The sequence below is a fragment of the Sphingobacterium sp. UBA5670 genome (assembly GCF_002420705.1).
Classification (GTDB): domain Bacteria; phylum Bacteroidota; class Bacteroidia; order Sphingobacteriales; family Sphingobacteriaceae; genus Sphingobacterium.
The window spans coordinates 97,982-123,232 of the sequence record NZ_DIIM01000018.1; the positions used below are offsets into that span (position 1 = coordinate 97,982).

Consider the following 25,251-nt stretch of genomic DNA (forward strand, 5'->3'; position numbering starts at 1 on the left):
GCTTTTAATTTATTCTTTAGAATTTAACATCCCGCTCTGTATTCACCTTGGTCTGCCAAACAATCTTGTCTTGCAATGTCGTATACAAAATTTCGTAATCCCCTTTACAGGTTACAAAGGATCCATAAAAATCACCGGGCTTCATCACGCGATAAACAACTAGTTTCCGTTCTCCGCCTACCTCGCCGTAGGCTTTCATTAACATATAGCCAGTTTTATTGACCTTTTCTTCAGGAATTTTATAATCCAAGTGCGAACGGCTACTACCATCATCGGGACATAAAATCTCAGTCCTACTCGGTGTGAATTTATAGCGATCTCGATACATCGCGACATTAGACATCACAACATCCTTCGCCCATGCGATGTCGGTAAAATCCTCAGGCAAAAGAAAGATCAGCGATACCATTTTCTCCTGCCAGAGACGACCATTAAATGGAATTACAAAATGAAGTAGCTTTTGTCCTTTAAAGGTTGTCGCCGTATAGAAATATCGTCCTTCTTTATTTTGCTCACGTTGAAAAGAACTTAAATCAAGTAGATGGTTTTTCTTTCCTTTTACATTTGGCGAGTTGTTGACTACTGCAAGCATGTCATAACGATATTTCCCTTCTAAATGTCCAGAAAATAGCACCTGATAAGCGGTGTCCGAATACTGCAAGTGATGCAGGACTTTCCGGAACTTACGGTTAACCTGATGTGCATTAATAGGGCCCTCGCTACCTTGCCAATTTTTGCTATCCATAATATCATCTCCCAGGAATACGGTCAGCTCTTTGTTGATATTAACAAAATACTCATCTCCTTGTACAGCAAAACCGTTGGGAACCACTTTATAGGACTTACAGGAAGAAAGCATGGCCAAAACCACAATAAAATAGAAAATTTGAATGAATCTGCTCTGCATATTTGTGATCTAATCTTTACTTCTTTAAATTTAAACGAATCGGCAATGTGTAAGCCACGCGCACCGGTTTACCGCTGACTAATCCCGGTTTCCATTTTTTCGCACCTTTTAGGAGCTCCAATGCCGCCTCTTTGGTTCCATAACCAAGATCTTTTTTTACATCAACATGGGATAAACTACCATCCTTTTCGACAATAAAAGCCACTTCAACAATGCCATTAACCTCCCGTTTAATTGCTGCTTCAGGAAAAACGAAATTATCGCCTACCCAGATCATAAAAGATCGCATTCCCCCAATAGGTGTTGGTTGCACCTCAACTTTATCAAAAGTTACTAAATCGGACTGAAAATCCAACGAAAGATTCCAGCGGTCACTCTCATCCTCCGTCCTTATCGATTTTACTTCCTTGAGTTGTTTTTCCGTCTCTTCACTGGATTCAGCGCCCGGGAATGAATGAGATGACATCCGAACCTTTCTGCCCAATGTGTCGGTTTCCTCCCAATAATAAGTTGTTTTTCCGCCAACGGTAACGGGCAAGGAAAGCAGCGATCGAACGACTTTCCCATTGACGATTGCAGGTTTCCATTTCCCACTTGCTTTTATAGCATTTTCCACAGCTGATGCCAGACCATAACCCAAATCATTTTTAGCCTTTATATGGCTCAATTCACCATTTTTCTCCACGATGGCTGTGATGACAATTACGCCGATCACATTATTCTTGATTGCTTCATCACTCACTTGAATTCTACTGCCCAATTCCACGACATACTTTTTCATTCCTCCAACAGGAATAGCCAATACCTCCGGATCTTTGTAGATCTTTCTGTCTTCATTTACCTGTTCGTTTTTTAACTCCGCAGGTTGGTTCGATAATGCCTGGTCATCAATCACAGTTAACCTATTGACGCTTTCTTCAACATCCGCTACCATATCCTTGGCCCTACTCGTATTAAAGACCAACGTAGACCCCGCTACCACCAATAGCATGGGCAACACAATCACATATAACAAGCGTTGTCTTTGTACAGATTTAACTTTAAATAACATCGTGATGCGTTGCTTTAAAAAAGAATGATTGGAAAACTCATGTGAGAAAGCCAATTGATCTGTACGTAATGCATGAGCAACCAGCATTTCTGCATAAGCCACTTTATCTGTCGAGCAAATTTCATCTACAATATACTCGTGTTGAAACCTTATTTCCTTTTGAAAGAAATATACAACAGGATTGAACCAATTGAAAATTTTAAGCAACTCAATCAACACTAAATCGTAGGAATGCCCCTGCGCAGTATGGACCTGCTCATGCCATGCAATATTCTCCTTGTTTTTAATCGATTTTCCAATCACAATCCTATTAAAAAAAGAAAAACTCAGGTATTCGGGAGAAGAGCGCAATACCCGAACAAGTTGCCTGATGCGTACCGCCAGAAAAAAAAAGGCGACTCCCACTCCCATCCAATAGAGCTTGGTAAGAATATCCAATAGAAAAAGAGGTTTTTCTTCGATCGGGCTCCCGATTTCGACCTCCATATATGTTCCTAAATCGACCTGTGGAATATGATTGGAAATCATCTCCGTCTTGGGCAATTCAATAAAAATACCCACGGGAGCTAATAAAGAGAATGCAACCATTCCAATCAGATAGATCCGATTCCATTGAAAAAAAGTAAGTTTTCTAAAAATCAGTTTATAGAGCACAAAACTGATAATCAATGAAATATTGACAATCAATAAGTAAATCATAATCAAAAGTTTATAAAAGAGTATTGGTTGTTATTTATTACGTTCGATGATGGACAAGATGTCATCAAGTTCTTTGATGTCCAACCTGTTCTCTTCCAAAAAATAAGAGAGCATACTTTTGGGTGAATTATCAAAATAATTGGTTAATAACTTACCTGTAATACCTTTCTTATATTCCTCTTTTGAAATCTTCGGTAAATATCGATGGCTTTTACCAAAAGATTCATGCTGCACAAAGCCCTTCGTTTCAAGAATACGAACGATGGTCGAAACCGTATTGTAGGCAGGTTTCGGTTCCGGCAGTCGATCAATGATCTCTTTGACAAAGCCTCGGCCCATTTCCCAGAGCTCTTGCATAATCTGCTCCTCGGCTTTCGTCAACTCTTTAAAGTCTTCCATAACTCGTTAGAAATAAAATAAATAAATAAATACCATTTTGATAAAACATTAAACAAGTTATAACTAAAAAAATAGTTTTACAACTATTTTTTTAGTTATACTATCAATCTACTGATATTCAAAACCTTATTTTTATTTCAACAGATAATCATGTCATATTTATTCATCGAAATTCTTTTTCCGTGAAGCTTTCAACTGAGACTGCTGTTTCTTTCGGTCCAACCTTTTTAGGATGCTGGAATACGGGACTTTTGTTTTTTTCCGTGGTTTTGCAGGCACAAGTGCAGCTTCCAATATCCGCTTAAAGCGATCGATAGCAATTTCCTTATTACGAAGCTGCGAACGGTCGATATCACATTCCAATTGCAGTATTCCTTCTTTATTTATACGGCTTGTCAGCACGGTGAAAATGATCGCTTTTTCTTCTACGGAAACAGCTGTTGAAAGATTAACATCCCACTGCAACAATACTTTGGATGATACCTTGTTCACATGCTGACCGCCTGCCCCGCCCGATCTGGAGAACTTAAATGTAAGTTCACCCACTACTCCTTCTAAATTCATTTATTTTTAAATACTTCTTCTATTTTTTCCATCTTTTTTAATAGAAAGCTCAATTTCTCCACTTGATCCCGCTGTACGTCAACAAGCTCCTGCTCTTTGCGGATAATCAGGTGATCTATTTTTTCGTGCAATTCCCTAATTTCGAGTTCAGCCTTTAAATTGACCATATAATCATTTTTTGCACGTTCACGATCCTTATATTCCTGTCTGTTTTGGCTCATCATAATAACCGGAGCTTGTAAGGCCGCCACACAGGACAAAATCAGGTTAAGTAAAATAAAAGGGTAAGGATCAAAACCTTTGTTATTTAACCAGTAGATATTAGCAGCAATCCAAACGACTAAGAACAAGATAAAAGATATAATAAAGGTCCAGCTTCCACCAAACTCAGCCACTTTATCGGCCACTCGATCTCCTACGCTGATCGGATCATTGTTATCCCCATCTAAACTTGCACTGATTACTTTGTTTTCCTTAAAGCTATCGATTACCTGCAGGTCCAATTGACTCAATTGTCCTGATTCATCTTTCAAAAATTCGGCAATATAAGCTTCTTTAAATTGTGTCAGCTCGGATGCAGCCACGTACTTGTCTTTAGAAAAACTCGGATATTCCTTTTTTATGAGCCTAAAAATGGGCTGGCGAATTGAGGCACCCAAAATACGCTGCTCTAAAGGAAATTGATGTCCTGAAATATCACTTGTAAAGTTATCCATATACCGATTAAATGTCTATTTAAAGATAGTGCTTTTTAACCAATCAAAAAATTCACAAAACTATGGCAATTGGTTTTTGTTATTTTACGCATAAATAGTCGAAATTTGCAACACAAAATTCAGGAATAAATACGTTTAATATTACATTTCAACGTGAAATAACTGAAGAAGGACAATGGTTGGGCTAAACGATCTCCTATATTGGCCATACACATATATAATTGTATTTGATATGTATCTCATGCCTTTGCAAGAATCGCAATACTAACATTTGGTCCCCTTTGGGAACTTTTAAACAGATAAAAAAATTAAATAGGAGTACAACGGTATACCGTTAAAAATATACACTCAGACATAAATACGCAAATGAAAATAGGAATTGTTTGTTATCCCACCTTTGGTGGAAGTGGCGTAGTTGCAACCGAACTAGGAAAGGCTTTGGCCGCTAATGGACATGAGATCCATTTTATCACCTATAGGCAACCCGCACGTCTGGATTTCTTTTCTGAAAATCTATACTACCATGAGGTCGCTGTTTCGCAATACCCTCTTTTTGACTTTCTGCCTTACGAATCCGCGCTAGCCAGCAAACTGGTTGATGTGGTTCGTTTCGAGAAGCTGGATTTAATCCATGTCCATTATGCTATTCCGCATGCATCAGCGGCATTTATGGCGAAACAGATCTTACTTACGACTTATGGTATCAATATACCCGTAGTGACAACCCTGCATGGTACAGACATTACACTGGTCGGTAAAGACAAGAGTTTTAGTCCGGTTGTTACATTTTCAATCAATCAATCTGATGGTGTAACTGCTGTATCACAGAATCTGAAAGATCAGACACTTCAATATTTTGATATCACAAGAGACATCAAAGTAATTCCAAACTTTATTGATTTGGATAGATTCAGTAATAAAGATCGCTCGCATTTCAAGAAAGCCATTGCTCCAGGCAATGAACGTATATTGGTCCATACATCTAACTTTAGAAAAGTCAAAAATACGGAGGATGTCATTCGTATCTTTAAGAAAGTACACGATGTAATCCCCTCCAAATTATTAATGGTTGGTGACGGACCCGAACGTAGAAATGCAGAAGAGCTCTCAAGAGAGCTTGATGTATGTAAAGACGTCCGTTTCTTAGGGAAACAAGATGCTGTTGAAGAAATATTATCAGTATCAGATCTTTTCCTTATGCCTTCGAGTTCGGAAAGCTTCGGTCTTGCGGCTTTAGAAGCTATGGCTTGCCAAGTTCCGGTCATCTCTTCCAATACGGGCGGTTTACCTGAATTGAATGAAAATGGTGTCACTGGATTTCTCAGTGCCGTGGGTGATGTTGATGATATGGCAAAGAATGCGATATATATCCTGGAAGATGGTGATCGTTTAGAGAAATTTAAAGAATCGGCATTAAATCATGCAAAGGAATTCCAATTGTCCAATATCATGCCGCTATATGAACAGTATTACCATGAAGTCATTAATCAAACAATAAAAGCACAATAAATATCACTTTAAGGCTTAAGGGATAAAAAAAATATTTTATCTTTGACCTTTGGAAAATTTCCAAAAAAACAATTATGAAATACAAACGTATCTTATTAAAACTTAGCGGTGAATCCTTAATGGGTGACCAAAGCTATGGTATCGATATTAACCGTGTATCACAATACGCTAATGATATCAAAGAAATTCACGATCAAGGTTTAGAAATTGCAATTGTTATCGGTGGCGGTAATATTTACCGTGGTCTAAGCGCTGAAAAATCAGGCATGGACCGTGTTCAAGCAGACTACATGGGAATGCTTGCCACTGTCATCAACAGCATGGCACTTCAAGACGCTCTTGAAAAAGTTGGGAAAAAGACACGTTTACTTACTGCGATCAAAATGGAGCAAATCTGCGAACCATTTATTCGTAGAAGAGCCGTACGCCACCTGGAAAAAGGCCGTATTGTTATTTTCGGAGCAGGTACAGGAAACCCATATTTCACAACAGATACTGCCGCATCATTACGTGCGATCGAAATCAATGCCGATGCTGTCTTGAAAGGGACACGCGTGGATGGTATCTACACAGCAGATCCTGAAAAAGATCCGAGTGCAACAAAATTTGAAGAAATCTCTTTTACTGAGGTATATGAAAAAGGGTTAAACGTCATGGATATGACAGCTTTTACCCTTTGTCAAGAAAACAAATTACCGATCATCGTATTTGACATGAACAAACCTGGCAATTTATTGAAACTTGCAAATGGTGAACATGTAGGAACAGTGGTTAAATAATTTAAATCTGTAAAAAACGTAATCTTATATGAACGAACTAATTTCAATTGAATTGGACGATTGTAAAGACAAAATGTCCAAAGCAGTTGCTCACACCGAATCAGAATTAACTAAAATTCGTGCCGGTAAAGCTTCTCCATCAATGTTAGATGGAATTTCAGTAGACTATTATGGTAGCGCCACCCCACTTTCGCAAGTGGCCAACATCAATACAACTGACGCACGGACTATTGTTATCCAGCCTTGGGAAAAATCGCTCATCAATGCAATTGAAAAAGCTATCACTGATGCTAACCTAGGAATCAATCCTCAGAATGACGGTATCGTTATTCGCTTGAATGTCCCTCCTTTGACAGAAGAAAGAAGACGTGATTTGGTAAAAAAAGTAAAAGAGGAAACTGAAAGAGGCCGTATTGGTATTCGTAATATTCGTAAAGATGTTAACGAATCGATCAAAAAATTAAAAAATGACGGCGCATCAGAAGATGAAATCAAAACTGCTGAAGGTGAAGTACAGAAATTAACAGATGCATTCATTGTAAAAGTTGATAAATTGGCTGAACTGAAAGAAAAAGATATCATGACTGTTTAAGTTTTACTACTTGAATAGAAAAAAGGTCTGAAAAATATTCAGACCTTTTTTATTGGTATGAAGAACTCCTCACTCTTCCCCAAAAGGTTAGATACTTTTTAGGGACATATTTATGAAAGTCGTTTCTCATTCCCCCCTCAATTAGGCGCTCCCCCACCTACAAGTCAATCTCTTTTCAACTATTTTATCATGGACACCTCACGATAGTCTTCAAAAATTTTCTTTGTTGCATCATTGATTTCTAAACAAATAATTGTACATTGTACACTAACAAGTAATCAATTATATGATAAACAATTCTCGCCGTCAATTTTTAAAGCAAGCTGGAATAGGTCTTTCGGCAGCTTATCTGGTGCCCAACTTTATATCTTGTCAAAATAAAACCGGTGCAATCAGCGACAATCCACTGCAGAATATAGGCGTACAGCTTTATTCCATTCGCGATTTAATGGATAAAGACCCGAAGGGATCTTTGGAACAGATTGCTAAAATTGGATACAAACATGTTGAGCTCTATGGGATAGATCCCACTGCCAAGCAATTCTGGAAATTACCCTACAAAGAGTTGAAGAAAATACTGGATGATAATGGTCTTAAAACACACTCAGGCCATTACGATATGTCCAAATACTTAAGTAAAGCCCATACCGACAAAGAAGATCTGGCGGTTTATTTTGATGCAGCGAAAGAGCTTGGTCAAGAATATGTAATTGCACCTGTAACGCCGATGTTTGATCTAAATGCCTTGAAAAAGGATGATTATCTCTATGCGGCAGAGCAATTAAATAAAGCTGGCGAACAGGCTAAAAAATTAGGACTAAAAATAGCTTACCATAACCATTTCTGGGAATTTAGAGATCTAGGTAACAATACTAGTGGTGAAGAAGTGATGCTTGCATTTACAGAGCCCGATCTAGTTGATTTTGAACTAGATCTATTCTGGGCAGAGAAAGCGGGTAAAAATCCGATAGCTTTATTTGAAAAATTCCCCAACCGTTTTAAACTTTGGCATGTCAAAGATATGGATAAAACAAAATCCAATCCTATTGAATGGCCTAAAGAGGGAAAATTGCCCATTGAGCAGATCTTCAATGATATCAAGTATACCGAAGTGGGGACCGGAAGCATCAACTTCCCTGAAATCGTCAAGGAGAAGAATAAAGCAGGACTCAAATATGCTTTTGTTGAGCAGGATAATATCTATATGCCCAATAAGATGGAAAGTCTTAAAAAGAGTTACGATTATGTCCAGGCAAATCTTACAAAATAAAAAAGGGAGCATTGCTCCCTTTTTTATTTTATAAGATTGTTGATCTAAAACTCAGTTTCCTCCACTTCTACCGCCGTCTCAATTACTTTTCTCGCAAGTTCTTCTTTAAAATCAATAATATTCTTGCTGATCTTTTCGTCGTTTGTCCCAAGGATCTGGGCAGCCAATATGCCGGCATTCTTAGCAGCATTTAACGCGACAGTTGCTACTGGGATACCATTGGGCATCTGAAGAATAGAAAGTACGGAGTCCCATCCATCAATGGAATTTGATGATTTTACAGGCACGCCTATTACAGGTAAATGTGTAATAGAAGCGACCATTCCGGGCAAATGCGCTGCACCACCGGCTCCAGCAATAATAACTTTCAAACCACGAAATGCTGCATTTTTGGCATAATCAAACATACGTTGTGGTGTACGATGTGCAGAGACGATCGTTACCTCAAATTCCACCCCAAGGGCTTTGAGCACATCTATCGCATCCTGCATAACAGGAAGGTCTGATTTGCTTCCCATGATAATGCCGACTTGGGCCTTATTATTGACTGACATAGTATTGTTTAAGCTTTAACTTTTAATATTTCTTGTACTTTTCTTGCATTGGAGATTGCTTTCTCCCGATCATCATTGATGATACAGACATGGCCCATTTTGCGGAATGGTTTTGTATATTTTTTTCCATATAAATGGATATATACGCCTTCCATCGCCAGTACCTCTTCTACTCCTTCGTATTTTGCCAATCCTTCATATCCATCTTCTCCCAAAAGGTTGATCATGACTGCATTCGACCTGCATCGGGTATCTCCCAAAGGCAGGTTAAATATCGCTCTCAAATGCTGTGCAAATTGTGATACATAGTTTCCCTCAATCGTTTGATGGCCGCTATTATGTGGCCGTGGAGCCAATTCATTGACTAAGATATCGCCACTTTTTGTCAGGAACATTTCTACGGCCAATATACCGACAATCTGCAGGTCATCAGCGATTTTTTTAGCAATTGCCTCTGCGCGCTGTTGAATCTCTACACCATACAAGGACGGCGCAATTAAAAATTCCACCAAGTTGACCTGAGGATTGAATTCCATCTCTACCATTGGAAATGTAGACACTTCACCTTTATCATTTCGAGCGACAATGACTGCAATTTCCTTTTCAAAATCTATCCATTCTTCAATTAAGCTAGGCTCTTCGAAAGCATCCTGGATATCCTGCTGCGTGACAATTTTCTTTACCCCTTTTCCATCATATCCATCCTTGCGCAATTTCTGGATATAGGGTAAGTTTAAAGAAGCGTTAATTAAATTATCTTTATTGGATATCAATTGAAATGCCGAAGTTGGTATATCATTTTGCTTAAAAAATTGCTTTTGTAGGCCTTTATCTTGAATCAGACGAATGATACGTGATTGTGGGTATACAATAACCCCCTCTCCTTCCAGTTTCTCCAAAGCATCTACATTCACTTTCTCAATTTCGATCGTGATCATGTCCAAGTCCTTACCGAAATTATAGACCGTTTCAAAATCACCCAATGAACCACATTCAAATCTATTGCACAATTTACGACAAGGAGCATTCTTATCTGGGTCCAATACATGAACATTTACATTGTAATTAATGGCTTCCTGGATTAGCATTCTTCCCAGTTGACCACCGCCAAGAATACCTAATTGTAGTTCACCATAAAAATCTTTTGCCATAATTGATTTAAAATCTTATAAAATTTATCTTTTAAGCTTTTTCCTTGAACAATTGTTCACCTAATAAGCTTTCTTTATCTATCTTTTTTTGCAATTCAATAAAAGCACCGATCAGTGCTTCGGGACGTGGTGGGCATCCCTGGACATAAACATCCACAGGGATAATGCGATCTACCCCTTTGACCACATGATAACCATGCTGCCAATATGGACCACCACAGTTGGAGCAAGAGCCCATCGAAATAACATATTTAGGGTCGGGCATCTGTTCGTATAGTTTCTTGATACGATCGGCCATCTTAAAGGTAACTGTTCCAGCAATAATGATCACATCGGATTGCCTTGGTGAAGGTCTTGGAAATACGCCCATTCGATCCAAATCATAGGTTGAAGCCATTGCTCCCATCATTTCGATGGCACAGCAAGCGATACCAAAGCTCATAGGCCACATCGAAGATAATCTCGCCCAGTTAAGCAAATCATCCAACTTAGCGACAACAACACCATTATTCTGCAATTGACTCTCTAAACTCATGCTTAATCAGGTTTTTTAAATCTTGGTTTAAAAGCTGGCTTTGGTGTAGCAACAGCTTCTTCCGCCATTTTCTCCACGATGGATGCTTCTACAGCATAGCCCTTATAATCGCGTACCTGATAAGTCCTGCTATTCAGGCTTGCATAGGCACTATCCGGGATAGCTACAGGAACTTTAGGCAATGACACATTTGGTTTTACCCATTCCAGATCCCCTTTTTTCCATACAAATATCAATCCCAGAATTAAAACACCAATAAACATGGCCATTTCAATCATGGTAAACCACCCCCATCTTCCATCTGCTGCAATGTATTCCGACTGCCCGAATACGGTAGCCCATGGAAAAATAAAAATAAGCTCGACATCAAAAAGTAAAAATACCAGAGCGATAACATAAAACCGTGGATTAAACTGAACCCAAGAAGAACCGATGGGATCCTCTCCACATTCGTAGGTACCAGATTTAATAGGATTATTCTTTTTTGGAGAGATTAAACGTGCTAAAAAAATGGTGGCACAGACTAACAGTGCCCCTATCAGAAGAATGATAAGGATTTTGCCGTATTCAGATAATTGCGCGGGGTCATCCATAATGATCACAAATTTAACAAATATTTCGTTCACTCGAGTGAGGAACTTGAAATTACGAATTATTTCTTTAAAAAAAGCTCGAATTTTACGGAATCACCGACAGCCCTGTTGCATATATATGTTGGATCAATCTAATGAAGGGCACAGCCGAACGCCGAAATTAATCAGAAGAGCAATACAATAAACAAAACCTTCATGATTGCGCAGACACCAACAGCAATGAAGGGGACGGAAGATTCTTTACTGCAGATAACATCAGACACTTTTAAAAAAAAATAGGGCATCGTATAAAACGATGCCCTTCCTATGATGTAACTATTCTCTAAAAATTACATTTTTCCTGGCATTTTGGGCATATTACGCATCAATTTAGCCGCCATCGCTGGATTGGACATCTGCTTCATGACTTTACGCATATCACCAAATTGTTTCAATAACTTATTCACCTCATTGATATCAGTACCTGATCCTTTGGCAATACGTAAACGACGTTTTTGATCAATAACATCTGGGTTTTCACGTTCGAAAGGAGTCATCGAGTCAATAATTGCTTCAATGGGTTTGAACGCATTATCATCCACTTCAATATCTTTCATCGCCTTACCTACACCGGGGATCATTCCCATGAGATCCTTCATATTCCCCATTTTCTTGATCTGTTGAATCTGGGATTTAAAATCGTTGAAATCGAATTTATTTTTACGAATTTTCTTTTGAAGCTCAGCAGCTTGCTTCTCGTCAAACTGTTGCTGTGCACGCTCCACCAAGGATACAACGTCACCCATACCCAAGATACGGGATGCCATACGATCAGGGTGGAATACATCCAGTGCATCCATCTTTTCGCCTGTACCGATAAACTTAATTGGCTTATTAACGACAGATTTGATGGATAAAGCAGCTCCACCGCGTGTATCACCATCCAATTTCGTTAAGACCACACCTGTAAAGTCTAGACGGTCATTGAACGTTTTAGCTGTATTGACAGCATCTTGACCAGTCATTGAATCCACAACAAATAGGATCTCGTCAGGTTTCGTAGCCTCTTTAACCGCAGTAATCTCCACCATTAAAGGCTCGTCAATTGCCAAACGACCCGCGGTATCGATAATTACGATATTGTTGCCATTACGTTTAGCTTCTTCCACACCGGCTTTAGCAATTGCAATAGGATCAGTAGACTCACGGTTCACATAAACTGGCACGCCAACTTGTTCTGCGAGCACTTCCAATTGATCGATCGCAGCAGGGCGGTATACGTCACCTGCTACCAATAATGGCTTTTTATTCTTCTTATCTTTCAGATACAAGGCCAGCTTACCTGAGAAAGTTGTTTTACCAGCCCCATTCAACCCCGCAATTAGGATGACTGTTGGATTTTTTCCAGTCTCAAGCTCCGTAACAGATCCGCCCATCAAAGCTGTCAACTCATCGTTCATGATCTTCGTCAACAATTGGCCGGGGGAAATACTTGTCAATACATTTTCACCCAAAGCTTTTTGCTTAACATCGTCGGTAAAAGTTTTGGCAGTTTTATAATTCACATCGGCATCCAACAACGCTTTGCGAATTTCTTTCATCGTTTCGGCAACGTTGATCTCGGTAATACTACCCTGTCCTTTTAATACTTTAAAGGCCCTATCTAACTTATCTTGAAGATTTGAAAACATAAAATCTGAATCTTATTCTATATAAACAGCAAAGTTAAAAAAATTGTCTATAGTAACCTCATTAACACGCCATAAAAAATGCGACTATAAAAAATAATCGCATTTTTGCAGGTGAAAGCTACAGTATCTGTAATTAATCCTTACAATATCTGTAATTAATCACTTCTACGGCCGCCAAATAAAATGGACGCATAATATAAAAGTGTCACCAGTGCACTTAGTGCCGCAACAACATAGGTCATTGCTGCCCATTTTAATGCATCTTTCGCTCCCTCATGCTCTTCGCCGTTATACGTCACACCAGCATGGTTCAACCATTCCAAAGCGCGATTTGAGGCGTCAAACTCGACCGGTAATGTGATAAAAGAAAACAACGTTGTGATAGCCAAAGCCCCGACCCCAACAGCCAGAAGCCAAGGATTACCTCCTTTGGAAAAAGCAAATAACATTACCCCAAGCATCAACACCCATGATGTCAACTTGGAAGCTGCATTGACCATCGGTACCATCGCCGAACGGAAACCCAGCCATTTATAAGCTTTAGCGTGCTGTACAGCGTGACCGCATTCGTGCGCTGCCACTGCTGCTGCTGCAACACTCCGGCCGCTGTAAACTTCGGGACTTAAATTAACTGTTTTATCCGAAGGATTATAGTGGTCTCCCAAACGATCTGGGATAGACAATACCTTTACATCATATATACCATTGTCATTTAACATTTTTTGTGCAATCTCAGCTCCAGACATACCGTTACCCAACGGCATCTCGGAGTATTTTTTAAATTTGTTTTTGAATCTTGTTTGGACAATTAGGCTCACCACCATTATTCCAATAAATAAAATCAAGTACATAGCTGTTCAATCGTTTTATAGTTACAATATGACTATCAAACCTTATTCCAATCCCGGAAAAAAGGCGTGTGCATGAATTTCTAAGATAAAAAAAGTCTTTGACCTGACAAAAGGAACAGGTTCTTCTGATCTCCACATGACATAATTGCCAGATCATTTGGACAAATAACTCCGCTTTCAACTTCAATCCAGCAAAACAATTGCGCTGTTTAACAAGATTTCAATACGTATACTCATCGGTCATTTCTGGAGACGTGCAGTTATTTTAAATTCAATCAGGGGATAGATTATTGAAGGAAATAACTTTTGAAGACATCGCCTTATGATAAAACAGAGGATGGGAAAATACAAAAGCGGCGCCCCCCAAGTGGCTCCAATTAAAATTGTAAATAAAGAGGGACGTTTAAAAACGTCCCTCTTTATTATCTATTATAAATAGCCCATTTGCAGGGTCAGATCGGTACCTTCGATCATTTTACGTAAGTTACTTAATGCATAACGCATTCGCCCTAAAGCGGTGTTGATACTTACTTCAGTTATTTCCGCAATATCTTTAAAACTCATATCGCAAAAGTGGCGCATGATGAGCACTTCTTTCTGATCATCCGGAAGTTTTTGAATCATTTTCTTGAGATCAACATCAACCTGTTGTTTGAGCATCTTGGATTCCGCACTTTCATCGCTAAATTCAAGTACCTCAAAAATATCAAAACCATCGGCATTTACAATATTTGGGGCACGTTTTGCCTTTCTAAAAAAGTCAACAATCATATTGTGTGCTATACGAATAGCCCAAGGCAAAAATTTACCTTCTTCATTATACTTACCTGATTTTAATGTGTTGATGATTTTAATGAAAGTCTCCTGGAAAATATCTTCAGCAAGATATTCATCTTTTACTTTCATATATATAGAGGTATAAATTTTCGATTTATATCGATTCAACAATGCCTCTAGGCCGGACTCTTGGCCACCGACATACATTTGGATCAACTCTTGATCGCTTTTACTTTTTAAAAGTCTCATACGTCACTTACTTTTTTAGCAGTTCGCAAATAAATTATCAGTTCTGTGTTAAAATGTAAATGTTTGCCGTATAAACTACCCTTTCTTATTGTAAAACAATTAATTAATCTCAAACCAAATTACCGCAAAATAAATGAGTAATCAAATTATTACAATTTATTTTAAGATTTTTTAACATTTAAAAATAAGTTTTCCTCTCCACATTTCCAAAACGAAGCTCTTACCCAATTACTCCAATACCATCAAACAAGCTACAAACAACAGCAGTACACGAGAAGGACAACACGGTAACAGGGCATTCTATAACCCGGACTTTATAGGGAGCTTACAGGGACCTCATCCGGACCTCATTCGGATGAATCCCTATAAGAACCGTTTAAAGTACGATTCAGATTCGTATAAAATTCCTATGATAAGTTAAGTTGGTAGAGACTTATACCGTAAATGTTACGTTGAAAAATAGCTGTAAGAAAAGAAATAAAAAAGCGGAATCACCTTGTCGGTCATTCCGCTTTATATTCCTACGGGGAATGTCTTATTTATACAACGGGAACTCAGCCATCATTGCTCTAACTTTACCATGGATCAAATCCAGTTGGGCATCATTAGACGCATTTTTCAATGCCTCATCGATCAATTCGCCGATTTGTACAATTTCATTTTCTTTAATACCACGTGTGGTAATAGCCGCTGTACCGAAACGCACACCTGAAGTGACAAAAGGAGAACGTGTATCAAAAGGAACCATGTTTTTATTTGTTGTGATACCTGCTTTGCCCAACACAGCTTCCGCTTCTTTACCAGAAATATCTTTGTTACGAAGATCCACCAACATCAAGTGATTGTCTGTACCGCCAGAGATGATCTTATAATCTCTTTCTACGAAGAATTGTGCCAATGCCGCTGCATTTTTCTTCACCTGAACGATATATTCCATATAATCATCAGATAAAGCCTCGCCATACGCGATCGCTTTCGCAGCAATGGTATGCTCTAAAGGACCACCTTGTGTACCTGGGAATACAGCCAGATCCAATAATTGCGTAATTGTACGGATTTCACCTTTAGGCGTTTTGATACCCCATGGATTTTCAAAATCTTTACCGACCATGATCATACCACCACGTGGACCACGAAGCGTTTTGTGCGTAGTTGTCGTAACGATATGGCAATGTGGAAGTGGATCATTCAATAAACCACGAGCGATTAAACCCGCAGGGTGAGAAATATCTGCCATCACGATAGCACCAATTTCGTCTGCAACTTTACGGATGCGTGCGTAATCCCAATCACGAGAATAAGCAGAAGCACCACAGATGATCATCTTCGGTTTTTCACGAAGCGCTGTTTCTTCCAGTTGCTCGTAGTCAATTAGACCAGTATCTTCTTTTACACCATAAAATAATGGTTGATAGATCTTACCAGATAAGTTAGCTGGTGATCCGTGTGTCAAGTGACCACCGTGAGATAAATCAAGACCTAAAATTTTGTCTCCAGGTTTGATTGTCGCCAAAAAAACAGCCGCATTTGCTTGTGCACCAGAGTGAGGTTGAACGTTTACCCATTCTGCGCCAAATAATTGTTTTGCACGATCAATTGCGATGGTTTCAATCTCATCCACAACTTCGCAACCTCCATAGTAACGTTTTCCTGGGAGGCCTTCTGCATATTTATTTGTCAACACTGAACCAGCAGCTTCCATCACTTGTTTTGAAACAAAGTTTTCTGAAGCAATTAATTCAATACCCTCTTCTTGGCGTTTAAGCTCATCAGCTATTAAATTAAAAATGGCTTGATCTCTTTCCATTGTTTTTAAATGTTGTAAAGTAAATTTTGTAGTTTATTTTAATGCCTCAAAGATAGCATATTCCATAAAGAATATCGACAAAAAGGCATATTTTATTAAATGTTCTTAGCGAAACAGCCTTATTTATGCAAATTACCTAATTAGGCAAGGAACATTTTATTGTACCACGAGCCGAATAAGCCTACGAAAAATTTAATGTTTCGAAAATGTCAAAAAATCCAGGTCAAGCTATTTGCCATTAAAAAAATGTATTTTTGTATTGGATTGGTTAAAACATTATTATAATGAGTACAGAACATACAGCAGTTGCTCCTGTTTCTTTAACAGACGGGGCAATCAAGGAACTAAATAAATTAAAGGATCAACAAGAAATCTCTGATGATTTTGGTTTACGTGTCGGTGTCGAAGGCGGTGGTTGTTCCGGCATGAGTTATATCTTGGGCTTCGACCAGAAAAAGGACGGGGATAACGAATACGAAATTCAAGGAATTCGCATCTTTATGAATAAAGCGCATGGCCTATATCTTGCTGGTATGGAAATCGACTTCAAATCAGGACTCGATGCAAGGGGGTTCACATTCAACAATCCCAATGCAACAAGCACCTGCGGGTGCGGCAGCAGTTTTTCAGCTTAGTTGAATTTCAACACAAATGAAATAACAAAGGGACTGCCAATAGGTAGTCCCTTTTTCGTAGTAGCCATACCGCTATTTCCAGTAATATACTCAAGGAAAGATTTCAAAGAATCTGATCTCTATTTAATGATAATAGGACAACAAAGCCCTCTTTCATTTTCCATCATAAATCACTAAATTAGCGACCTTTAGAAAAGAAGCATACAACAGTCTGATGTACAAAGAATATAAGCAGTTAAATTTACCCGAGATAGGTAAAGAGATTTTGACCCGTTGGGAACAGGAAAAAATATTCGAAAAAAGTATCAATAATCGTCCTGAAAGCAAGACCTATACATTTTTTGAAGGCCCGCCTTCTGCAAATGGAATGCCTGGCATCCATCACGTGATGGCCCGTACGATTAAGGATATTTTCTGTCGTTACAAGACTTTGAAAGGCTACCAAGTGAAACGAAAAGGTGGCTGGGATACCCATGGCCTACCCATTGAACTTGCTGTCGAAAAAGCTCTTGGAATTACAAAAGAGGATATCGGTAAAAAGATCACTGTAGAACAATATAATGACGCTTGCCGTAAGGAGGTGATGAAATATACCGATGTCTGGAATGACCTAACCACAAAAATGGGCTATTGGGTTGACCTCGAACATCCTTACATTACCTATAAGAATGAATACATCGAGACCCTATGGTATTTATTAAAAGAACTTTATAAAAAAGGTCTTTTGTATAAAGGTTATACGATACAGCCATACTCTCCGGCCGCAGGTACTGGATTGAGTTCACATGAACTTAACCAACCGGGCACATACAAAGATGTGAAAGATACGACCATCGTTGCCGAATTTAGATTGATCAAAAGCCAGCTTCATCCAGCAATCGAAAAACTAGTTGACGATGAGGCGGAAGATGTTGCTTTCATTGCCTGGACGACCACACCATGGACTTTACCGTCCAACACAGCATTGGTTGTAGGCAAGAAAATAAATTATGTTAAGATCAGGACTTTCAATAAATATACGGGATCTCCTGTATCCGTCGTATTGGCAAAAGATCTGATCAGCAAGCATTTTAAAGCCGAAGGGGAAAACGCATCTTTCCAAGACTATAAATTGGGCGATAAAGTAATCCCTTGGGAACTTGCAGCAGAATTTGTGGGTGAGGAACTTGTTGGCTTGCGCTATGAACAATTGTTGCCTTATATCACCAACGAGGACTTGCAGGAAAATGCTTTCCGCGTTATTCCAGGGGACTTTGTTACGACTGAAGACGGTACTGGTATCGTCCACGCTGCTCCTACTTATGGTGCAGATGACTTTCGTGTAGCAAAAGAGCATGGGGTACCGGGCATCTTAGTGAAAGATGAAAACGGAAAAGAGGTACCTACTGTTGACCGTACTGGCCGTTTTGTAAGTGAAATCACAGATTTTGCCGGAAGATTTGTCAAAGAGGAATATTACAGTGCTGAAGAACGTTCGAAAGAAGACTTCAAACCTACGGATGTATTGATCTCTATCAAATTAAAAGAGGACAATAAAGCCTTCGATGTTAAAAAATATGAGCACACCTATCCACACTGTTGGCGTACAGACAAACCTGTTCTATACTATCCATTAGATAGCTGGTTTATCCGCACAACCGCAGTGAAGGAAGATTTGGTTGCCTTAAATAAAACCATCAACTGGAAACCTGAAGCAACTGGTACAGGACGTTTTGGTAATTGGCTGGAAAACTTGGTAGACTGGAACCTTTCACGCTCTCGTTATTGGGGAACTCCACTTCCTATCTGGCGCTCAGAAGACGAAAATGAAGAGGTTTGTATCGGTTCGCTTCCTGAATTAAAGTCTTTATTGGAAGCATCTTTGACTTCAGACGTTTTGTCTGACGATGAAAAAGCGAAGAATAAAGCTTACTTAGATAAATTCGACACCGAGCAATTGGATCTTCACCGTCCTTATGTAGACGATATCGTTCTTGTTTCTGATGCCGGACAAAAGTTATTCCGCGAACCTGATCTGATCGACGTTTGGTTTGATTCGGGTGCAATGCCTTATGCACAATGGGGCTTGGATCACGAAAAATTAGCCAAAGGGGAACAGTTTCCTTTTAAAGCTGGATTCGATCATGCATACCCGGCAGACTTTATCGCTGAAGGAGTTGACCAAACACGTGGCTGGTTTTTCACCTTACATGCGATTTCTACGATGATGTACAAATCGATCTCCTTCAAAAATGTTGTTTCCAACGGTTTGGTATTGGATAAAAATGGCAACAAGATGTCCAAACGCTTAGGCAATGGTGTTGACCCATTCTCGACAATCGATCAATATAGTGCCGACGCGACCCGCTGGTACATGATCAGCAATGCTGCGCCTTGGGACAATCTTAAATTCAATATGGAAGGGCTGGATGAAGTCCGTCGTAAATTCTTCGGTACTTTATACAATACATACGCGTTCTTTGCCCTTTATGCCAATATCGATAAGTTCTCTTACGCAGAACCCGATATAGCTTTGGAAAAACGTCCTGAAATTGACCGTTGGATTATCTCTTTGTTAAATTCGTTGACCAAAGAAGTAGACGAATACTTGGCAGATTACGAGCCTACAAAAGCAGCACGTGCTATCCAAAACTTCGTTGATGAACATCTCAGCAACTGGTACGTTCGTCTGTGCCGCCGTCGCTTCTGGAAAGGAGATTACACAGATGATAAGATTTCAGCTTATCAAACACTCTATACATGTCTTGATACGATTGCGAAATTAATGTCTCCGATATCACCATTCTTCTCGGACAGACTATTCCTGGATCTGAATGCAGCCACCAACAAGGAACAAGTTGAATCTGTTCACCTGGCAAATTTCCCAGTGTATAATGAAAGTCTAGTCGATAAAGACCTAGAAGAACGTATGGCATTAGCGCAGGATATTTCGTCGCTGACACTTTCTTTACGGAAGAAAACTTCCATCAATGTACGTCAACCTTTGAACAAAATTTTGGTTCCTGTACTTGATAGTGCTTTCCAGGAGAAGGTAGAAAAAGTAAAAGATCTGATACTTTCCGAGACCAATATCAAAGATATCGAGTTCATCACGGATACCACTGGTATTATTAAGAAAAAAATAAAACCAAATTTTAAAGCTCTTGGCGCGAAAGTTGGTAAGGATATGAAGTTAGTTTCTTCGTCTATCCAATCGTTGACTATAGATCAAATTAGCACGTTGGAATCAACAGGCGAATTGGCCCTAGCAGGCACGCCATATACGATTTTACTGAGCGATGTGGAAATTATAGCAGAAGACGTTGAGGGATGGCAGGTAGCGAATTTAGGTAAATTGACCGTAGCATTAGATGTACATATCACTGAAGAATTGAAAAAAGAAGGTTTGTCAAGAGAATTGATCAACCGCCTACAAAATCTAAGGAAGGATAAAGGATTAGAAGTCACTGATAGAATTAACGTAAAGTTAACAGCTGCTTCAGAAGTGGTCAATGCTGCCAATGAAAATTTATCGTATATTTGCACCGAAATTCTGGCCGATTCATTGGTATTTGAAGATTCACTAACTGAAGGAGAGACCATCGAGATCGATGGCAAAGAACTTAAGGCATTAATCCAAAAAAATTAAATTATGGCAAACAACAACGAGAAAACACGCTATAGCGATTCAGAATTACAAGAATTTAAAGATATTATCTTGGACAAGCTTAGAATAGCAAAAGAAGAGCTTTCCTCGTTGACCGCAACGCTAAACAACAGCAATGCGAATGGTACAGACGATACTGCTGGAACATACAAGACATTGGAAGATGGTTCTGCTACTTTGGAAAAAGAGCAAACAAACCAATTGGCTGCACGTCAAAAGAAGTTTATCGACAACCTAGAAGCAGCGTTGGTGCGCATCGAGAACAAAACGTATGGTATCTGTAGAGAAACAGGAAAACTGATTCAAAAAGAACGTTTGAAAGCTGTTCCACACACGACTTTGAGCATCGAAGCGAAAAACAAACAATATTAATTTTAGGCATTAAATATATGGTCTTTGCTTAGGCAAAGACCATTTTTATAACACAATGAAGGGTTATACTAAACCAATTGCGCTTATTGTCGCAATACTTTTAATAGACCAGTTGTCAAAGATTTGGGTTAAACTCTCGATGACAATTGGACAAAGCCACCATATCTTGGGCAAATTTTTCCAGATTCATTTTATTGAAAATAATGGAATGGCTTACGGCATGGAGTTTGGCGGTGATTATGGAAAACTGTTTTTGACCGTATTTCGAATTCTAGCTGTGGCCGGTATTGGATATGGCCTGCACTACATGATCAAAAATAAGTATAACCGCGGTTTTATCTTAAACGTTGCCTTAATTCTTGCCGGTGCCTTAGGAAATATCATTGATTCCGCTTTTTATGGTGTCATCTTTAGTGATAGTACATGGTATGATAAGGCGACTTTATTCCCAGCTGGCGGAGGTTATTCTTCCTTCCTTCACGGAAAAGTAGTCGATATGCTGTATTTCCCATTAATTCAAGGAAATTTCCCTTCTTGGGTACCGTTCTGGGGCGGTGAAGAATTTCTATTCTTCCGGCCTGTATTCAACATTGCAGACTCTGCCATTTCCGTCGGTGTGGTTTTGATCCTATTATTTCAAAAGAGGTATTTTAAAACAGAAAAAGAAGAAAAATCCAGCATCCACAGTGAAATCGTTGAAGATTAACGAAATATTACCTAAAAGCCTTGTTAATCTCAAGGCTTTTATTTTTTAAGATATTTCAAAATAAAAAGTAAAAAAACTGTAGCGGTTACGAAGCAAAGAATAAAGATTAAAAGGTAAAAACCATATCTAAATACCAAATATCAACATGAAAAACATTAGCTTACTTCTGACATTTTGCTGCCTATTAGGAATACAGGTAGCACGTGCACAGCAGATCGAAGTTTCTAACTTAAAAAAACATATCTATTACCTTGCTGACGACAAAATGCAGGGGCGAGGAACAGGTAGCAAGGAAGTATTTAAAGCAGCAGATTACATTGAAAAGGAATTTAAAAAATATAAACTTGAACCTAAAGGTGACAAAGGGTACCGCCAATCCTTCAAAGCCAAAGTATGGAAAGTAAAAGTTGCAGACAGCATTCGCAATGCGGATAATATCATTGGATTTATTGATAATGGTGCGGACTTGACAGTTGTTATTGGCGCCCATTACGATCATTTGGGAACCGGTCGTCAAGGAAGCTCTAAAGATTCTTTAGGAGTGGGCAAAATCCATAACGGAGCTGACGACAACGCCTCGGGTACTGCGGGCTTATTGGAACTCGCACGCTACTTCAGCGGCAACAATGAAAAAGAACCCTACAACTTATTGTTTATCGCTTTTGGCGCAGAAGAACTGGGCTTAGTTGGTTCCAAATATTTTACAGAACACCCTACCCTCCCCTTAGAAAAGATCACAGCCATGCTCAATATGGATATGATCGGCCGCTACAATCCTAGCAACGGCCTTGCTGTCATCGGCTATGGAACAAGTAGCCAATGGCCTACTATATTCAAAGATGTTCAAGCACCTATAAAATTTAATCTTAGCAAGGATGGCAATGGTGGCTCTGACCAGACCTCATTCTACAAGAAAAATATACCGGTGTTATTTTTCCACACTGGCGGACATCCAGACTACCATATGCCAACGGATGATGCCGATAAAATTGATTACAACGCTTTGAAATCTATTCTAGATCTCGAAAAAACGGTTATTGAAAATATCATGAAACAATCCAGCAAGATGGACTTTATCTGGACCAACTAAAAAACACCCCTCTTCAATGCCATAGGGCTGATGGGAAAGCCAATAGGTAAAACCAAATAAATAAACAGAGCACCTGAATCCGGCTAAAGCAGCCTAGTAAACAGGTGCTCAGCTAATATTTTAATTATTGTTGATGAAAAAAGTTCTAGTGACAGGGTCCAATGGATTCCTCGGTCAAAAAGTCGTCGATTTACTCGCCAAAAATGAACATTATGATGTTATTGCCATTTCAAAGGGACCAAATCGAAACCCGAATCAAGTGAATTATACATTCTTTCAGGTAGACCTATCGGACCGGACAAAGCTGATAGATTTTTTAGCTACACACACTTTGGATGCAATCGTACATACAGCAGCTATGACGAGTGTAGAAGCTTGTGAAGCAGATAAAGTGGCTTGTCAATTACTGAATGTCGACCTTGTAGAATATTTGGCATCCTATTGTACAGCACATCAGACCCAACTGATCCACCTCTCCACGGATTTTGTATTTGACGGCAAAAAAAATGCACCTTATGCTGAAACAGATCTGCCTAATCCACAAAGTGAATATGGGAAGAGTAAGTACACGTCCGAACAAGTGCTTGTGCAATCCAACTGTCATTATGCGATCTTACGTACTATATTGGTCTACGGAATAAATGCTGATCCAAACCGTTCCAACCTTGTATTGTGGGCAAAAAGCAAACTGTCAAAAAATGAACCGATAAAAGTAGTCAATGACCAATGGAGAATGCCTACCTTTGTAGATGATTTGGCCTATGCCTGCCAACTAGCTATCGATCGGAAGGCGGAGGGAATATTTCATATTTCAGGTTCTGAACTGATGTCAATCAGCGAGGCTGTTGATAAAATTGCCGACTACTGGAAGCTAGATAAAGGATTGATCTCAGAGATCAGTGCAGCAAGCATTGGACAGGCGGAAAACCGACCACGTCAGACAGGTTTTGATTTGACAAAATCTAAGGCTGAACTGGGCTATGTTCCGACATCATTTATCGATTCGCTGGCAATCATAGATCAACAATTCAAAACCTTTGGACGATAATGACAAATAATGATATGATGGAGAAATTTGCTAGAGAGTCATACACAGAGATGAACGAATTGGTATTACCCAATGATACCAATACATTTGGGAATTTGATGGGTGGCCGTTTATTATATTGGATGGATATCTGTTCGGCCATTGCTGCACAAAAACACTGTAGCAATGTCGTTGTGACAGTATCTGTTGATAACGTATCTTTTAAACGTTCCATTAAACTGGGCGAGGTCGTTACCATTCAGGCGCAAGTGACTCGTGCTTTTAATAGCTCTTTAGAGGTGCGCATGGAAATTTTTGCGTCCAATCTGCCGGAAGGCACCCGCGTAAAAACCAACGAGGCTTATTATACCTTTGTTGCCGTGGACGCAGATAATAACCCCAAAGCTGTGCCAATTTTAATTCCGGAAACTGATTCAGAACACAAGGCATACGAGGATGCATTGCAACGAAGAGAACTGCGTCTTATTCTTGCCGGGAAGCTGAAGCCTGAAAATGCGAAAAAATTAAAAGCATTGGTCAGCCTTTTTAGCCAAAAGAACTGATACTATATTTTAATCGCCTACATACAGATCAAAAAAGGGAAAACAGCTTGTTTTCCCTTTTTGATTTCACGACCTATCTTATGTTAGGCTTATTCTATCCGAGGCAACTTAAACGTTCCCAAGTGCTAAAATTCGATCAAACTCTTCTGGTTTCAGCGGCATGACAGACAAACGCCCTTGCCTAACCAAAGCGATATCCTGTAACTGCTCGTCTGCTTTAATGGTTTCCAAGGTAACAGGTTTCTTCAGTGTCTCTACAGGCGCCAGATCAACAACGACCCAACGTTCATCATCCGTTGTCGGATCCTGATAAAATTCCTTGACTACTTTGGCTACACCTACGACTTCTTTCCCTTCATTGCTATGGTAGAACAGGACTAAATCTCCTTCTTTCATAGCTTTAATATTATTCCTAGCTTGATAATTGCGAACGCCATCCCAAAATGTACGTCCATCTTTGTTAAATTGTTCCCAACTATATTTAAATGGTTCAGACTTTACCAAGAAGTATTGCATAGTCAAATTTTGTTAAGCGTTAT

25 protein-coding genes are annotated in these 25,251 nt (G+C 39.2%); 11 read left to right on the top strand and 14 right to left on the bottom strand.

The window, feature by feature from the left end; translation table 11 throughout:
- Positions 1-16 precede the first annotated feature (16 nt).
- The 5 genes from B3C94_RS14745 to B3C94_RS14765 form a co-directional block, all read right to left on the bottom strand.
- Positions 17-907: a hypothetical protein gene (locus tag B3C94_RS14745; RefSeq protein WP_293904939.1), complete on the bottom strand. Its 891-nt coding sequence runs from the start codon at positions 905-907 to the stop codon at positions 17-19.
- Positions 908-923: 16 nt separating this feature from the next.
- Positions 924-2,657, bottom strand: coding sequence for an energy transducer TonB (locus B3C94_RS14750; protein WP_293904940.1), 1,734 nt, complete (start codon positions 2,655-2,657; stop codon positions 924-926).
- Positions 2,658-2,687: 30 nt separating this feature from the next.
- Complete coding sequence (locus B3C94_RS14755) at positions 2,688-3,056, bottom strand: BlaI/MecI/CopY family transcriptional regulator (RefSeq protein WP_293904941.1); 369 nt, start codon at positions 3,054-3,056, stop codon at positions 2,688-2,690.
- A gap of 159 nt (positions 3,057-3,215) precedes the next feature.
- Positions 3,216-3,620 (bottom strand): alternative ribosome rescue aminoacyl-tRNA hydrolase ArfB, encoded by a 405-nt coding sequence (gene arfB / locus B3C94_RS14760; RefSeq protein ID WP_293904942.1) that lies wholly within the window; start codon positions 3,618-3,620, stop codon positions 3,216-3,218.
- Positions 3,617-4,336: a DUF1003 domain-containing protein gene (locus tag B3C94_RS14765; protein ID WP_293904943.1), complete on the bottom strand. Its 720-nt coding sequence runs from the start codon at positions 4,334-4,336 to the stop codon at positions 3,617-3,619. The genes arfB and B3C94_RS14765 overlap by 4 nt, the downstream gene beginning before the upstream one ends.
- A gap of 366 nt (positions 4,337-4,702) precedes the next feature.
- On the opposite strand from B3C94_RS14765, the gene bshA reads away from it, so the two are divergent.
- The 4 genes from bshA (at position 4,703) to B3C94_RS14785 (ending at position 8,486) form a co-directional block, all read left to right on the top strand.
- The gene (gene bshA / locus B3C94_RS14770; RefSeq protein ID WP_293904945.1) at positions 4,703-5,845 is read left to right on the top strand and encodes an N-acetyl-alpha-D-glucosaminyl L-malate synthase BshA; all 1,143 of its coding nucleotides are present in this window, start codon (positions 4,703-4,705) and stop codon (positions 5,843-5,845) included.
- Positions 5,846-5,919: 74 nt separating this feature from the next.
- Complete coding sequence (gene pyrH, locus B3C94_RS14775) at positions 5,920-6,624, top strand: UMP kinase (protein WP_075991132.1); 705 nt, start codon at positions 5,920-5,922, stop codon at positions 6,622-6,624.
- 28 nt (positions 6,625-6,652) lie between these two features.
- The gene (gene frr / locus B3C94_RS14780; RefSeq protein WP_293904947.1) at positions 6,653-7,216 is read left to right on the top strand and encodes a ribosome recycling factor; all 564 of its coding nucleotides are present in this window, start codon (positions 6,653-6,655) and stop codon (positions 7,214-7,216) included.
- Positions 7,217-7,502: 286 nt separating this feature from the next.
- Positions 7,503-8,486, top strand: a complete 984-nt coding sequence (locus tag B3C94_RS14785) for a sugar phosphate isomerase/epimerase family protein (protein ID WP_293904949.1) — start codon at positions 7,503-7,505, stop codon at positions 8,484-8,486.
- Positions 8,487-8,530: 44 nt separating this feature from the next.
- Here B3C94_RS14785 and purE read toward each other — a convergent pair whose 3' ends face one another.
- The 8 genes from purE to glyA all read right to left on the bottom strand — a co-directional run bounded on the left by purE (position 8,531) and on the right by glyA (position 16,673).
- Positions 8,531-9,040 carry a 5-(carboxyamino)imidazole ribonucleotide mutase gene (purE, locus tag B3C94_RS14790; RefSeq protein ID WP_293904951.1) on the bottom strand — a complete coding sequence of 170 codons (510 nt, stop codon included), beginning with the start codon at positions 9,038-9,040 and terminating at the stop codon, positions 8,531-8,533.
- A gap of 8 nt (positions 9,041-9,048) precedes the next feature.
- On the bottom strand, positions 9,049-10,191 hold the full coding sequence (locus B3C94_RS14795) for a 5-(carboxyamino)imidazole ribonucleotide synthase (protein WP_293904953.1): 1,143 nt from the start codon (positions 10,189-10,191) through the stop codon (positions 9,049-9,051).
- Positions 10,192-10,222: 31 nt separating this feature from the next.
- A complete protein-coding gene (locus B3C94_RS14800) occupies positions 10,223-10,726 on the bottom strand; it encodes an NADH-quinone oxidoreductase subunit B family protein (RefSeq protein ID WP_343556728.1) in 504 nt (167 codons plus the stop codon).
- Positions 10,727-10,728: 2 nt separating this feature from the next.
- The gene (locus tag B3C94_RS14805) at positions 10,729-11,319 is read right to left on the bottom strand and encodes an NADH-quinone oxidoreductase subunit A (protein ID WP_293904955.1); all 591 of its coding nucleotides are present in this window, start codon (positions 11,317-11,319) and stop codon (positions 10,729-10,731) included.
- Positions 11,320-11,648: 329 nt separating this feature from the next.
- Positions 11,649-12,989 (bottom strand): signal recognition particle protein, encoded by a 1,341-nt coding sequence (gene ffh, locus B3C94_RS14810; RefSeq protein ID WP_293904957.1) that lies wholly within the window; start codon positions 12,987-12,989, stop codon positions 11,649-11,651.
- 155 nt (positions 12,990-13,144) lie between these two features.
- A complete protein-coding gene (locus tag B3C94_RS14815) occupies positions 13,145-13,840 on the bottom strand; it encodes a zinc metallopeptidase (RefSeq protein ID WP_293904959.1) in 696 nt (231 codons plus the stop codon).
- 429 nt (positions 13,841-14,269) lie between these two features.
- Entirely contained in the window at positions 14,270-14,866 is a 597-nt protein-coding gene (locus B3C94_RS14820; protein ID WP_046674045.1) for an RNA polymerase sigma factor, read from the bottom strand.
- 535 nt (positions 14,867-15,401) lie between these two features.
- Positions 15,402-16,673 carry a serine hydroxymethyltransferase gene (gene glyA / locus B3C94_RS14825; protein ID WP_293904963.1) on the bottom strand — a complete coding sequence of 424 codons (1,272 nt, stop codon included), beginning with the start codon at positions 16,671-16,673 and terminating at the stop codon, positions 15,402-15,404.
- A 284-nt stretch (positions 16,674-16,957) separates the two neighbouring features.
- On the opposite strand from glyA, the gene B3C94_RS14830 reads away from it, so the two are divergent.
- The 7 genes from B3C94_RS14830 (at position 16,958) to B3C94_RS14860 (ending at position 24,712) form a co-directional block, all read left to right on the top strand.
- On the top strand, positions 16,958-17,308 hold the full coding sequence (locus B3C94_RS14830) for a HesB/IscA family protein (RefSeq protein WP_293904965.1): 351 nt from the start codon (positions 16,958-16,960) through the stop codon (positions 17,306-17,308).
- Between the two features lie 214 nt (positions 17,309-17,522).
- The gene (gene ileS / locus B3C94_RS14835; RefSeq protein WP_293904967.1) at positions 17,523-20,936 is read left to right on the top strand and encodes an isoleucine--tRNA ligase; all 3,414 of its coding nucleotides are present in this window, start codon (positions 17,523-17,525) and stop codon (positions 20,934-20,936) included.
- Between the two features lie 3 nt (positions 20,937-20,939).
- Positions 20,940-21,326 (top strand): TraR/DksA family transcriptional regulator, encoded by a 387-nt coding sequence (locus B3C94_RS14840; protein WP_046674049.1) that lies wholly within the window; start codon positions 20,940-20,942, stop codon positions 21,324-21,326.
- A 55-nt stretch (positions 21,327-21,381) separates the two neighbouring features.
- The gene (locus B3C94_RS14845; protein WP_293904969.1) at positions 21,382-22,032 is read left to right on the top strand and encodes a lipoprotein signal peptidase; all 651 of its coding nucleotides are present in this window, start codon (positions 21,382-21,384) and stop codon (positions 22,030-22,032) included.
- 145 nt (positions 22,033-22,177) lie between these two features.
- Positions 22,178-23,122: a M20/M25/M40 family metallo-hydrolase gene (locus B3C94_RS14850; RefSeq protein WP_293904971.1), complete on the top strand. Its 945-nt coding sequence runs from the start codon at positions 22,178-22,180 to the stop codon at positions 23,120-23,122.
- 133 nt (positions 23,123-23,255) lie between these two features.
- The gene (locus tag B3C94_RS14855) at positions 23,256-24,170 is read left to right on the top strand and encodes an SDR family oxidoreductase (RefSeq protein WP_293904973.1); all 915 of its coding nucleotides are present in this window, start codon (positions 23,256-23,258) and stop codon (positions 24,168-24,170) included.
- Between the two features lie 14 nt (positions 24,171-24,184).
- Positions 24,185-24,712 carry an acyl-CoA thioesterase gene (locus tag B3C94_RS14860; protein WP_293904975.1) on the top strand — a complete coding sequence of 176 codons (528 nt, stop codon included), beginning with the start codon at positions 24,185-24,187 and terminating at the stop codon, positions 24,710-24,712.
- 108 nt (positions 24,713-24,820) lie between these two features.
- Here the strand turns inward: B3C94_RS14860 and B3C94_RS14865 are convergent, their stop codons facing one another.
- Positions 24,821-25,228, bottom strand: coding sequence for an EVE domain-containing protein (locus tag B3C94_RS14865; RefSeq protein WP_293904977.1), 408 nt, complete (start codon positions 25,226-25,228; stop codon positions 24,821-24,823).
- Between the last annotated feature and the right edge of the window lie 23 nt (positions 25,229-25,251).

What these genes read in the sequence shown, in the direction of transcription:
- B3C94_RS14865 (WP_293904977.1), bottom strand. Translation starts at nt 25,228, where the DNA reads ATGCAATACTTCTTGGTAAAGTCTGAACCATTTAAATATAGTTGGGAA.
- bshA (WP_293904945.1), top strand. Translation starts at nt 4,703, where the DNA reads ATGAAAATAGGAATTGTTTGTTATCCCACCTTTGGTGGAAGTGGCGTA.
- B3C94_RS14845 (WP_293904969.1), top strand. Translation starts at nt 21,382, where the DNA reads ATGAAGGGTTATACTAAACCAATTGCGCTTATTGTCGCAATACTTTTA.
- B3C94_RS14755 (WP_293904941.1), bottom strand. Translation starts at nt 3,056, where the DNA reads ATGGAAGACTTTAAAGAGTTGACGAAAGCCGAGGAGCAGATTATGCAA.
- B3C94_RS14850 (WP_293904971.1), top strand. Translation starts at nt 22,178, where the DNA reads ATGAAAAACATTAGCTTACTTCTGACATTTTGCTGCCTATTAGGAATA.
- B3C94_RS14800 (WP_343556728.1), bottom strand. Translation starts at nt 10,726, where the DNA reads ATGAGTTTAGAGAGTCAATTGCAGAATAATGGTGTTGTTGTCGCTAAG.
- B3C94_RS14795 (WP_293904953.1), bottom strand. Translation starts at nt 10,191, where the DNA reads ATGGCAAAAGATTTTTATGGTGAACTACAATTAGGTATTCTTGGCGGT.
- ileS (WP_293904967.1), top strand. Translation starts at nt 17,523, where the DNA reads ATGTACAAAGAATATAAGCAGTTAAATTTACCCGAGATAGGTAAAGAG.
- B3C94_RS14830 (WP_293904965.1), top strand. Translation starts at nt 16,958, where the DNA reads ATGAGTACAGAACATACAGCAGTTGCTCCTGTTTCTTTAACAGACGGG.
- B3C94_RS14785 (WP_293904949.1), top strand. Translation starts at nt 7,503, where the DNA reads ATGATAAACAATTCTCGCCGTCAATTTTTAAAGCAAGCTGGAATAGGT.
- purE (WP_293904951.1), bottom strand. Translation starts at nt 9,040, where the DNA reads ATGTCAGTCAATAATAAGGCCCAAGTCGGCATTATCATGGGAAGCAAA.
- B3C94_RS14815 (WP_293904959.1), bottom strand. Translation starts at nt 13,840, where the DNA reads ATGTACTTGATTTTATTTATTGGAATAATGGTGGTGAGCCTAATTGTC.
- glyA (WP_293904963.1), bottom strand. Translation starts at nt 16,673, where the DNA reads ATGGAAAGAGATCAAGCCATTTTTAATTTAATAGCTGATGAGCTTAAA.
- B3C94_RS14860 (WP_293904975.1), top strand. Translation starts at nt 24,185, where the DNA reads ATGATGGAGAAATTTGCTAGAGAGTCATACACAGAGATGAACGAATTG.
- B3C94_RS14765 (WP_293904943.1), bottom strand. Translation starts at nt 4,336, where the DNA reads ATGGATAACTTTACAAGTGATATTTCAGGACATCAATTTCCTTTAGAG.
- B3C94_RS14745 (WP_293904939.1), bottom strand. Translation starts at nt 907, where the DNA reads ATGCAGAGCAGATTCATTCAAATTTTCTATTTTATTGTGGTTTTGGCC.
- B3C94_RS14750 (WP_293904940.1), bottom strand. Translation starts at nt 2,657, where the DNA reads ATGATTTACTTATTGATTGTCAATATTTCATTGATTATCAGTTTTGTG.
- pyrH (WP_075991132.1), top strand. Translation starts at nt 5,920, where the DNA reads ATGAAATACAAACGTATCTTATTAAAACTTAGCGGTGAATCCTTAATG.
- B3C94_RS14820 (WP_046674045.1), bottom strand. Translation starts at nt 14,866, where the DNA reads ATGAGACTTTTAAAAAGTAAAAGCGATCAAGAGTTGATCCAAATGTAT.
- ffh (WP_293904957.1), bottom strand. Translation starts at nt 12,989, where the DNA reads ATGTTTTCAAATCTTCAAGATAAGTTAGATAGGGCCTTTAAAGTATTA.
- frr (WP_293904947.1), top strand. Translation starts at nt 6,653, where the DNA reads ATGAACGAACTAATTTCAATTGAATTGGACGATTGTAAAGACAAAATG.
- B3C94_RS14855 (WP_293904973.1), top strand. Translation starts at nt 23,256, where the DNA reads ATGAAAAAAGTTCTAGTGACAGGGTCCAATGGATTCCTCGGTCAAAAA.
- B3C94_RS14840 (WP_046674049.1), top strand. Translation starts at nt 20,940, where the DNA reads ATGGCAAACAACAACGAGAAAACACGCTATAGCGATTCAGAATTACAA.
- arfB (WP_293904942.1), bottom strand. Translation starts at nt 3,620, where the DNA reads ATGAATTTAGAAGGAGTAGTGGGTGAACTTACATTTAAGTTCTCCAGA.
- B3C94_RS14805 (WP_293904955.1), bottom strand. Translation starts at nt 11,319, where the DNA reads ATGGATGACCCCGCGCAATTATCTGAATACGGCAAAATCCTTATCATT.